The organism is Streptomyces mayteni (assembly GCF_054783955.1).
On the sequence record NZ_BAAGPR010000173.1, the window covers coordinates 1 to 10,709 of the forward strand.

Below are 10,709 nucleotides of genomic sequence, written 5' to 3' on the forward strand. Positions count from 1 at the left end.
CTGCGGCCGTGTCGGCCTGCGGCCGTGTCGGCCTGCGGCCGTGTCGGCCTGCGGCCGTGTCGGCCTGCGGCCGTGCCGCGCCCACCCTCCCCCAGCCTGGCGGCTGGGAGGTGCCCCCACGAGCCCCCGGCGGGTGGCTTGCGCGGCAGCGGGCTGGCGGCCCGGCGGCGTAGCCGCCGTGGGCCGGGCCCGCGCCCCCTGGCGGGGCGAACCGCCCTGGGCCGGCCCCTTACGGGGCGGAGCCCCGCGAGGCCGGGCGGCGTAGCCGCCGAAGGCGGGTCCCGCGCCCCCACCAGGGGGCGTAACCGGGCCGGTACGCCCCTTGCAGGGCGGAGCCCCGCAGGGCCGGGCGGCGCAGCCGCCCTCGGCCCCCGGCCGGGGCCCCCGCGCGCAGCGCGGAACAAAGGGCGGGCGGGTGGGGAAAACCCCGCGCGAAGCGCGGGGCACCCACCCACGCCCCGGCGGCGAAGCCACCACAGCCCGCGCGAAGCACGCCGCACCCGCCCCGGCGGCGCAGCCGCCACAAGCGCCGGCCAGGCCCGGGCCCGTCAGGGCCCACCCCGCGCGAAGCGCGCGTAGGGGCGGGTGGGTGGGGGGAACAACCCCGCGTGGAGCGCCGGGCAGCCCGGGCCCGGTCAGTAGGGGCCGAGGGGTGCCGCGCCCTCGCCCGTCGCCAGGGCGGCGAGCAGCTCGCCGTGTTCGGCCAGCCGGCCCGGCATGTCGGGGAGGCGGATGTCCAGCTCCGCAGGAGCCCCGCACGTGGCGATCTCGTCCCAGGTCACCGGCGCCGACACCGTCGGCGCCTGACGGGCCCGGAGGGTGTACGGCGTGGCCGTGGTCTTGCGGGCCGCGTTCTGGCTGTGGTCGATGAAGACGCGGCCGGGCCGCAGGCGGCGGGCCATCGCCGCGATCGCCAGGCCCGGCAGGGCCTTCGCGGCCTCCGTGGCCAGCAGCCGCGCGTAGTCGGAGGCGTCGGCCGACGGCGTCGGGAGCAGCGGGCACAACAGGTGAAGGCCCTTGGATCCGGAGGTCTTCGCGTAGGCGGTCAGCCCGTCGTCCGCCAGCCGGTCGCGGAGCCAGAGCGCGACCCGGCAGCAGTCCACGATGGTGGCCGGTTCGCCGGGGTCGAGGTCGAGGACCAGGCGGTCGGCGCGGCCCGGGGCGGTGGCGAGCCACTGCGGGGTGTGCAGTTCGACGACCAGGTTGGCCACCCACACCAGGCTGGCCAGGTCCTGCACCAGCACCTGCCGCATCGTCGCGCCGCCGGAGCGCGGGACGTCGCGGGTGGTCACCCACTCCGGGGTGCCGGGCGGGACGTGCTTGGTGAAGAACCGCTCGCCCGCCGGGCCGTCCGGGTACCGCAGCAGGCTCAGGGGACGGTCCCGCAGGTGGGGGAGGAGCACGTCGCCGTGCGTGGCGTAGTAGTGGAGCACCTCGCCCTTGGTGGTGCCGTCCGGGTAGATGGGCTTGTCCAGGTTGGACAGCGACACCCGGTGGCCCTCCACGGTGACCACCTGCGGTGTCATGCCGAGAGCGCCCTGATCAGCTCCTCGCGGTTCATCGAGGAGCGGCCTGGGATGGTGGCCCTGGCGGCCCGTTCGTACAGCTCGGACTTGCTCAGGCCCTCCAGCTCGTTCTTCCCCCGCTTCCCCCGCTTCCCCCGCTTCGCCCCGCCGCCGCGTTCGCCGGTGGCCCCCCGGCGGCCCTTCGCGCTGTCGACGCTGGCCTGGAGCGCGTCCATCAGGTCGATGACGTTGGTGGAGCGCGGCGGCGGCGCGCCCTTCTCGATCGTCGCGCCGGTGCGCTTGGCCTCGACCAGTTCGAGCACCCGTTCCTGGTAGGTGTCGTGGAACTCCTCCGGGTGCCACTTCATGCTCAACGCGTCGACCAGCTGGACGGCCGTGCGCAGCTCCTTGGCCGAGATGTCCACCCGCTCCGGCAGGTCGCCGATCTCGCGGCGCGGGTCGCGCACCTCGTCCGCCCAGTGCAGGGTGTGCAGGGTGAGGACCTCCTCCTCGGCGCGGACGGCCACCAGGTACTCCCGGTTCCGCATCACGAAGGTGGCGATCCCGACCTTGTGGGACTCGACCAGGGCGTCGAGCAGCAGCGAGTAGACCTTGGCGTACTCGGGGCCCTTGGGCGCCAGGTAGTAGCTCCGGTCGAAGAAGATGGGGTCGAGTTCGTCGAGGCCGACGAAGCCGGAGATCTCCAGGCCCTTGGAGCGTCCCGGCGCGATCTCGTCCAGTTCGTTCGGCTCGACGACGACGTACTCGTCGCCCATCTCGAAGCCCTTGACGACCTCTTCCATCGGCACCTCGTCGCCGGTGCGCTCGTTCACCCGCTTGTTGCGGACCCGGTCGGCGGTGCCGCGCTGGATCTGGTTGAAGCGGATCGTGTGGCTCCGGGTCGCGGTGAAGAGCTGCACCGGCATGGCCACCAGGCCGAAGGACAGCGCGCCGCTCCAGATCGCCCTCGCCATGCCGGGACACCTCCTCGCACCGCTCTCCCACCCATGGCACCCCGGGCGGGGGGAGTCCGCATCCCGAGTGGCGGGCTCAGTAGCGGTAGAAGCCGGCGCCCGTCTTCCGGCCGAGCTGGCCGGCGGAGACCATGCGCAGCAGCAGCGGCGGCGGGGCGTACAGCGGTTCCTTGTGCTCCGCGTACATCGACTCGGCGATGGAGACCACCGTGTCGAGCCCGATCAGGTCGGCCAGCTTCAGCGGACCCTGCGGGTGGGCGCAGCCCAGCTCCATGCCGCGGTCGATGTCGTCCCGGGTCGCCGCGCCGGACTCGAACATCCGGACGCCGGACAGCAGGTACGGGATCAGCAGCGCGTTCACCACGAAGCCCGAGCGGTCCTGGGCCCGGATCACGTGCTTGCCGAGGACCTCGGTGACCAGCGCCTCGGCGCGCCTGACCGTCTCGTCGGCGGTGGTCAGCGCGGGGATCAGCTCGACAAGCCGCTGCACCTGGGCCGGGTTGAAGAAGTGGACGCCGAGCACCTGGTCGGGGCGCGAGGTGGCCACCGCCAGGTTGACCAGCGGGATGGCCGAGGTGTTGGAGGCGAGAATGGCGTCCGGTCGGGTGACGACCTGGTCGAGGACCTGGAAGATCTCCGTCTTCACCGGCTCGCTCTCGACCACCGCCTCGATCACCAGGTCGCGCTCACCGAACTCGCCGAGGTCGGTGGTGAACGTCAGCCGGTCGAGCGCCGCGTCCCGGTCAGCCGCCGAGACCTTGCCGCGCTCCACGGCGCGGTCGAGCGAGCCGATCAGCCGGGTGCGGCCCAGCTCCAGCGCCTCGCCTGTGGTCTCGGCGACCATCACGTCGAGGCCGGCCCTGGCGCACACCTCGGCGATCCCGGCCCCCATCTGGCCGCAGCCCACCACTCCGACACGTTCGATGTCGCTCATCGCCCAGCCCTTCTGCTCCGGCGAGCGCCATCCACATGATCGCCGTCGCAGGGAGGACGTTACCGTTCCTATGGACTGAACGGGAGTGACCCCGATCGGCCGCACGCCCCGAACGGTCTTGGGCGCACTGGTCCCCGGCGTACTCGACCCCGGGGCGGCGACACGGATCCTGTCCGTGGTCCGATCCCGGGAGGCCGGCTCCCTGCGCGACCTGGCCATGTGGATGCGGCCAGAGGCGATGGGGAGGCCCTGAACCATCTCTCTGGTGGAGCAGGGGCCCGCACGCTGGCGCCGTACCTGGCGTCCCAGATCGTACGAACACGCTAACCCGAACGGCTCATGATGCCGCAAGCCCAGACAGCCACCATCACACGAACGAGCTAGACCAACTTTATGGACGCTCCTCCGGGGACATGTCCCACCCCGAAGGAGGGGGGAGGGCCGGCAGGGGTGTGGTCCGTCTCCTCGGGCTTCCCAATCCTCTGGTTCGCCCGACTCCCCTGAGCCCTCCCGGCCGCCTCACTCTTCGGTTTCGCCGTAGATGACGCCCCGGCCGTTGGTGCCGATGTAGACCCGGCCGAAGACCCGCGGGTCGCCGGTGATGGTCGAGCCGGTCCAGGCCCACTGGTGCTCGTCGTCGTTGATCCGCGTCCAGGTGGCCCCGGAGTCGGTGGAGCGGTAGATGCCCCGCACCCCGCCGACGACGCCGCTGCTGTAGAGCGTCTGGTACGAGGCGCCGGCGGCGGCCGCGCCGAAGCCGATGTTGTCGGCGGTGATCGCGGTGACCCGGGTGAAGCTGGTGCCCGAGTTGGTGGAGTGCCACAGCCCGCCGCCGGCCACCCACACGTCGCCGGTGCGCCCCGGCACGGCGGCGAACCGCACCTCGCCGGTCGGCAGCCCGGTGGCGGCGGCCGTGAAGCTGGCGCCGCCGTTGGTGGAGACGTAGAACGTGCCCTGGTGGATGCCGTAGAAGAGGTTCGGGTTCACCCGGTCCGCCTCCACCCTGGCCCCCTGCGGGATGCCCTGGGAAGCGGTCCAGGAGTTGCCGAAGCCCACCGAGTAGTGCACCCCGGCGCCCTCCGGGCTCCACACGAAACGGCTGCCGTTGGCGGCCGCCGCCACCGTGCCGCCGTGCGCGCCGCTCGGCGCGGTGCCGGCGAACCAGTTGCCGCCGCCGTCGGTGGAGAAGTTGACGGTCGGCGCGGTGCTCTCGCTGACGTGGTTGCCGACCCGGACGACGGTGGCCGGCGCGAGTTCGGCGAAGTCGAGTCCCGTGGTGGTGCCGAAGGACGGGAAGATGTCGGACGGCACCTGGGTCAGGCTCGTGTGCCGGAAGCCGCCGATGTCGCCGAGGCCGCTGAGCAGCGGGGCGCCGCTCGGCGGGCTCGCCAGGTCGTTGACCGCCGTCTCCTCCAGGCCGCGCACGTAGGGGCGGATGGTGAAGGTCTGGCCGCGGTCCCAGTTGGTGAGCTGGGTGGTGCCGAAGAGCGTGGCGCCGGTGCCGTAGAAGAGCCGGTCCGCGTTGAACGGGTCGATCTCCATGCCCTCGGTCATCCAGCCGAGCTTGGGCGTCTCCTCGGGGGGCTGCGGGCTGGCGTTGAGGTCCATCCACGGCACCGAGGAGATGTCGATGCTGTAGCGCTTGCCGCGGTTCGGGTAGCTGCTGAACTCCCAGGACCTGGTCCAGCTGTCGCCGGCGTTCGTGGAACGGAAGATCTGGGTGTCGGGCCACCAGGAGCTGTACGCCGTCACCATCACGGTGCCCGGGTTCTGCCGGTCCACGGTCAGCCCGCTGAAGCCGAAGTAGCGGTCGCTGCCGGCCGCTACCGGCGAGACGTCGGTCCAGGTGCCGGCGGCCGTGTCGTACCGCCAGACCTCGCCGTCCGCGCCGCCGTAGGGGCCCGCGTCGTCGCTGGTGGCGATGTACAGGTCGCCGGTCTCCTCGTCGAGCACGCCCTTGTGCGGCAGGTAGCCGGTGGGCTGACCGGGCACCGCCTGCCAGGTCGCGCCGCCGTTGGTGGAGCGGTAGACGCTCTGGTCGAGGTCGGCGACGCCCGCGTAGATGGTCTGGGTCGGGCTGCCTGGCGAGCCGGTCGACGGGTCGAAGGTGACCCAGGTGACGCCGACCAGCTCGCTCTGGTAGCCGCTGGTGTCGCTCGGGTCGGGCGCGTAGTCGCCGGGGTTCGGGAACGAGGTGACCTCCTGCCAGCTCACCCCCGCGTTGGTGGACCGCCACAACCCCTCGCCGCTGGGCGCGCCCAGGTAGAGGACGTCGTTGTCGTTCGGGTCCACGACCAGCCGCTCGCCCATGCCGCGGCCCGGCATGTTGCCGCCGAGCTTGAACGGCAGCTCGGTGGTCTGCCAGGTCTCGCCGCGGTTCGAGGAGCGCAGGATCGCGCCGTTGTTCGGGTCCCAGTCGTTGGTGTAGGTGCCGACGGCCGCGTAGACCCGGTCGGGCTCGACGGGGTCGGTGGCGATCGAGGCGACGCCCGTGTAGCCCCAGTCGTCCCAGCCGACGTGGTCGAGCAGCGGGATCCAGGACTGGTCCGACTGGTTCCAGCGGTAGGCGCCGCCGATGTCGGTCCGCGCGTAGACCAGGTTGGGTTCGGTCCGGTTGAAGATGACGCTCGGCACGAAGCCGCCGCCGCCGATCGCGACGTTGCTCCAGGTGTAGTCGGCGGCGGCCTCGACCTCGGCCCCGATCTCCTGGGCGCGGTCGGCCGCGGCGCTCGCCGGGGCCGCCGTGGCGGCGGTGAGCAGTCCGCCGGCGAGAGCCATGCCGGCCAGCAGGGCTGTCGCCGGTCTCCCTCTGCGCACGTTGGCGCTCCTCTCCGTACGTCGACCGCCACACAGGCGGCGGTTGAGGGGGGGTGGGCAAAGCAGGGGTGGGAGCGCTCCCAGATATGCGTGCCGCTGATGCTAACTGTCGAATGTTGTTCGCATAAGGGGTGTGTCACGCGCCTGTTACGGTTGAGAGTCCGTCACCCTGTGCTGGGTAGAGGTGACGTGGCGGCACGACAGGGGGCAGTTCGATGGCACGCATCACCCGCAGGAGCCTGGCCTTCGCCACGCTCGGCACGTTGACCGGAGCCCTGACGCTCACTCAGTCCTCCTCAGCCGCCAGCGGCGACGGGCGGCCGCTGGCCGCCGGCGGGCCGGCCGGGGCCGGCGTCGCGCCGACCGGGTTGCGCGGCATGTGGATCGCCTCGGTCGCCAACATCGACTGGCCGGGCGAACCCGGGCTCTCACGGGAGGCGGCGCGGTCCGAGCTGACAGCCCTGTTCGACGCGGCGGCCGCCCTCCGCCTCAACGCGGTGTTCCTCCAGGTCCGGCCGACGGCCGACGCGTTCTGGCCGTCCCCGCACGAACCCTGGTCGGAGTGGCTGACGGGCGAGCAGGGCCGCGACCCCGGCTGGGACCCGCTGGAGTTCGCCGTCGCCGAGGCGCACGCCCGTGGCCTCGCGCTGCACGCCTGGTTCAACCCGTACCGGATCGCCATGCACGCCGACCCCGGCCGGCTGGTGGCCGACCACCCGGCCCGCCGGAACCCGGAGTGGGTGGTGCCGTACGGCGGCCGGCTCTACTACAACCCGGGGCTGCCCGAGGTCCGGGAGTTCGTCCAGGACGCGATGATCCACGCCGTCGAGTCCTACGAGATCGACGGCGTGCACTGGGACGACTACTTCTACCCCTACCCGGTGGCCGGCGAGGAGTTCGACGACGACGCGGCCTTCGAGGCCCACGGCGAGGGCTTCACCGACCGCGGCGACTGGCGGCGGCACAACAGCGACCAGCTGGTGCGGGCGATGGCGGACCGGGTGCGGGAGGCCAGGCCGGGGATCCCGTTCGGCATCAGCCCGTTCGCGGTCTGGCGCAACGCCTCCACCGACCCGCTCGGCTCCGACACCGCGGGCGGCGTGCAGACGTACGACGACCTGTACGCGGACACCCGCACCTGGGTGCGGGAGGGCTGGATCGACTACGTGTTGCCGCAGGTCTACTGGGAGATCGGCAACTCGGCTGCCGACTACGCCGAGTTGGTCTCCTGGTGGTCGGAGGTGGCCAGGGGCACGGGCGTCGCGCTCTACGTCGGCGAGGCCGTCTACAAGGTGGGCGACCGGGCGCAGCCGGCCGCCTGGCAGGACCCGGCGGAGCTCTCCCGCCATCTGACGCTGTGTGCGGACCATCCGGAGGTCGGGGGCAACGTGTTCTACTCGGCGACGCAGGTGGCGGCGGATCCGCTCGGGGCGATGTCGCGGGTGGTGCGGGACCACTACGCCTGACGCGGCGCGGGGGTGGGGGTGACGGGGGTTTCCCCCACCCACCCGCCCTTTTCGCCGCTCCGCGCGGGGCGGGCCTCCGGCCCGTGGCCGTGCCCGGCTTTGCCGGGGTGCCGCCGCCCTGGCTCGCGCCGGGGGCATGTCGGGTGGCCTGGGCTTCGGTGCGGCACGGGGTCGTGGGCGCCGACGCTGCCTCGTCGCTTTCGCCGCTCTGCGGGGTCAGCCTCCGGCCGTGCCCGCTTCGCCGGGCCGCCGCTCCCCGGCTTGCGCTGGGGATGTGTCGCGTGGCGCGGGCTTTCAACGCCGCGCAGGTCCGGTGCCGCCGGGGCATCTCCGGCTCGCGTCGGGGCGCGTCACGTGGCGTGGGCCGCCGGCCCAGCCGTCATCAGCCGCGCTCTGCGCGGCGGCGGCATCCCAGTGGCGCGTGGTCATGGCCGGGCTGCCATGTGCGGTGTTCCGTGGCGGTAGCCGGCTCGCCGGTACCGGCCGCCGCCGACGTTCGTGCCCCCGGCTGGCGGGGTCAGCCGCGGCCGAGGAGGCGGCGGCGTTTGCCGCTCTTGATTTCCGAGTCGGGGCCGGGGGACACCACGCTCTCGTGGCCGTCGGCCGAGCGGACCCGGAAGGGGGGTTGGCCGTTGTCGCCGAGTACCTCGATGACCTCGGTGACCCGTTCGACGTCGCCCACGGTCCTGCCGTGTGTGATCATCCGGTCGCCTGTCTTCGCTCGCATCGGGATCCCTCCCGTCGCCTCTCGCCGTTCCGGCGACGCGGGCGCGGCGTCGCGCTGTGATCCACGTCACCTCTTCCAGTCTACGTCGCGGTGCCCGAGCCGTCAGGCGCGGGAGCGTTGGGTGATCGCGATGCAGGCCAGCACGGCGAGCGCCGCCAGTGGCGCGGCCGGCGTGAGGGGCTCGTCGAGGAGCAGCACCGCCCAGAGGAGGGTGAGTAGCGGCTGGGCGAGCTGGAGCTGGCTGGCGCGGGCGATGCCCGCCCTGGCCAGGCCCCGGTACCAGACCGCGATGCCGAAGATCTGGGAGCCGGCCGCCACCCAGAGCAGGCCCGCGACCGAGCGGGCGGTCAGCTCGGCGGGCTCGGCGAGCAGTGCCACCAGCAGGCCGGGCAGCACGAACGGCAGGCTGGCCACCAGGCCCCAGCTCATCACCTGCCAGCCGGGCAGTTCGCGGGCCAGCCGGCCGCCCTCGCCGTAGGCGGCCGCGCAGAGCAGCAGGGCCAGCAGGAGGTAGCCGTCGGCGGTGGTGGGGGCGCCGCCGTTCTGCTGGATCGCGAAGGTGACCACCACGCCGGCGCCGACCAGCGCCGCGGCCCAGAAGGTGCGGGACGGGCGGCTGCCGGTGCGCACCGTGGCGTAGCAGGCGGTGGTGAGCGGCAGCAGACCGACCACCACGGCGGCGTGCGAGGTCGAGGACGTCTGGAGGGCCAGCGTGGTGAGCAGCGGGAACCCGATCACGGTGCCGACCGCGACGGTGGCCAGGCCGGGCCAGTGCCGGCGCTCCGGCAACGGGGCGCGGGTCGCCGCGAGCCAGCCGACGGCGATCACGGCGCCCAGCACGACGCGGCCGCAGGTGAGCGTCCAGGGGCCGAGACCGTCGAGGCCCCAGACGGTGCCGGGGAAGGTGAGCGAGAACGCGACGACCCCGAGGGCGGCGAGCACCACGCCGCCGCGGTCCGTCGCCGCCGGCGCGGGGGCCGGGCTCGGGGCCGGCACCGCTATCGAACGTTGGCCGGTAGCGCTATTCTGATCCGTCATGAGCCACGGTAGCAGTGAACTGGAGCTGGCCGGGCTGCTCCGTCGGGATCTGGACCGCTACCGGCCGGGTGAGCGGCTGCCGTCGAGTCGGGAGCTGATGCGCCGGCACCGGGTCGGCCCCGGCACGGTCGCCAGGGCGCTGGCGATGCTGGCCGCCGAGGGGCTGTTGATCACCCGGCCGGGCGCCGGCGCCTTCCGCGCCGGGCCGCGCGCCGCGCCGCCGCCGCGTGGCGACACCTCCTGGCAGCAGATCGCCCTGACCGCCGAGCCGTCCCCCGACGAGGTGCCGCGCACCGTGGAGGCCGGGGGAGTGTTGGCCACCCTCGAGACCCCGCCGCCCGGCGTCATCGAGCTCAACGGCGGCTATCTCGCGCCCGCGCTGCGCCCCGAGCGCGCACTGGCCGCCGCGCTCGCCAGGGCGGGCCGGCGGCCCGGCGCCTGGGAGCGGCCGCCGATGGCGGGGCTGCCTGAGCTGCGCGCCTGGTTCGCCCGGGAGATCGACGGTGGGGCCGGCGCGGTCGGCGCGGCCGACGTGCTAGTCACCGCCGGCGGGCAGAGCGCCCTCACCACCGCGCTGCGCGCCCTCGCGCCGCCCGGCGCGCCGGTGTTGGTGGAGTCGCCGACCTATCCGGGGATGCTGGCCGCCGCGCGGGCCTCCGGGCTTCGCCCGGTGCCGGTGCCGGTGGACGCCGACGGGGTCCGCCCCGAACTGTTGCGGCAGGCGTTCGAGGCCAGCGGGGCCCGGGTGTTCGTCTGCCAGCCGCTGTTCCAGAACCCGACCGGGGCGGTGCTCGCGGCGGACCGCAGGGGCGAGGTGCTCGCGGCGGCGCGGGCCGCCGGCGCTTTCGTGATCGAGGACGACTTCGCCCGGCTGCTCGGCCACGAGGACGCGGGACCGCCGCCGCCCAGCCTGGCGGCCGAGGACCCCGACGGCACGGTGGTGCACGTCCGTTCGCTCACCAAGGTGACCTCCGCCAGCCTGCGGGTCGGGGCGCTCGCGGCGCGCGGCCCGGTGGCGGAGCGGCTGCGGGCCATCCAGATCGTCGACAGCTTCTTCGTGCCGCGTCCCCTCCAGGAGACCGCGCTCGAACTCGTCGGCACACCCTCCTGGAGTCGTCATCTCCGCACGGTGGCACGGGAGTTGCGGGAGCGGCGGGAGGCGATGGTCCGGGCGCTGGCGGCCGGGCCCGCCGGGCCGGTGCCGGCGCAGCGCGGCGGCTACCACCTGTGGCTGCCGCTGCCGCCGGG

The 10,709-nt window shown here is 73.8% G+C and carries 8 protein-coding genes; 2 read left to right on the forward strand and 6 right to left on the reverse strand.

Annotation, left to right across the window (positions count from 1 at the left end; genetic code table 11):
• Nucleotides 1–635 precede the first annotated feature (635 nt).
• The 4 genes from ligD to ACYVPE_RS37615 form a co-directional block, all read right to left on the reverse strand.
• The gene (ligD, locus tag ACYVPE_RS37600) at nt 636–1,526 is read right to left on the reverse strand and encodes a non-homologous end-joining DNA ligase (RefSeq protein WP_461038335.1); all 891 of its coding nucleotides are present in this window, start codon (nt 1,524–1,526) and stop codon (nt 636–638) included.
• Nucleotides 1,523–2,479 carry a non-homologous end joining protein Ku gene (gene ku, locus ACYVPE_RS37605; protein WP_461038336.1) on the reverse strand — a complete coding sequence of 319 codons (957 nt, stop codon included), beginning with the start codon at nt 2,477–2,479 and terminating at the stop codon, nt 1,523–1,525. The genes ligD and ku overlap by 4 nt, the downstream gene beginning before the upstream one ends.
• 76 nt (nt 2,480–2,555) lie before the next feature.
• The gene (locus tag ACYVPE_RS37610; protein WP_461038337.1) at nt 2,556–3,413 is read right to left on the reverse strand and encodes a 3-hydroxybutyryl-CoA dehydrogenase; all 858 of its coding nucleotides are present in this window, start codon (nt 3,411–3,413) and stop codon (nt 2,556–2,558) included.
• A 519-nt stretch (nt 3,414–3,932) separates the two neighbouring features.
• Nucleotides 3,933–6,230 carry a WD40/YVTN/BNR-like repeat-containing protein gene (locus ACYVPE_RS37615; RefSeq protein WP_461038338.1) on the reverse strand — a complete coding sequence of 766 codons (2,298 nt, stop codon included), beginning with the start codon at nt 6,228–6,230 and terminating at the stop codon, nt 3,933–3,935.
• A gap of 215 nt (nt 6,231–6,445) precedes the next feature.
• Between ACYVPE_RS37615 and ACYVPE_RS37620 the strand changes: the two genes are divergently transcribed.
• Nucleotides 6,446–7,696 carry a glycoside hydrolase family 10 protein gene (locus ACYVPE_RS37620; RefSeq protein WP_461038339.1) on the forward strand — a complete coding sequence of 417 codons (1,251 nt, stop codon included), beginning with the start codon at nt 6,446–6,448 and terminating at the stop codon, nt 7,694–7,696.
• Between the two features lie 517 nt (nt 7,697–8,213).
• Here the strand turns inward: ACYVPE_RS37620 and ACYVPE_RS37625 are convergent.
• Together ACYVPE_RS37625 and ACYVPE_RS37630 are read right to left on the reverse strand one after the other, a co-directional pair.
• The gene (locus ACYVPE_RS37625; RefSeq protein ID WP_461038340.1) at nt 8,214–8,423 is read right to left on the reverse strand and encodes a DUF1918 domain-containing protein; all 210 of its coding nucleotides are present in this window, start codon (nt 8,421–8,423) and stop codon (nt 8,214–8,216) included.
• Between the two features lie 102 nt (nt 8,424–8,525).
• Entirely contained in the window at nt 8,526–9,461 is a 936-nt protein-coding gene (locus ACYVPE_RS37630) for a DMT family transporter (protein ID WP_461038341.1), read from the reverse strand.
• Here ACYVPE_RS37630 and ACYVPE_RS37635 point away from each other — a divergent pair.
• The coding region (locus ACYVPE_RS37635; RefSeq protein WP_461038342.1) for an aminotransferase-like domain-containing protein at nt 9,460–10,709 on the forward strand (1,250 nt) is incomplete at its 3' end. The two genes, ACYVPE_RS37630 and ACYVPE_RS37635, sit on opposite strands and share 2 nt — an antisense overlap.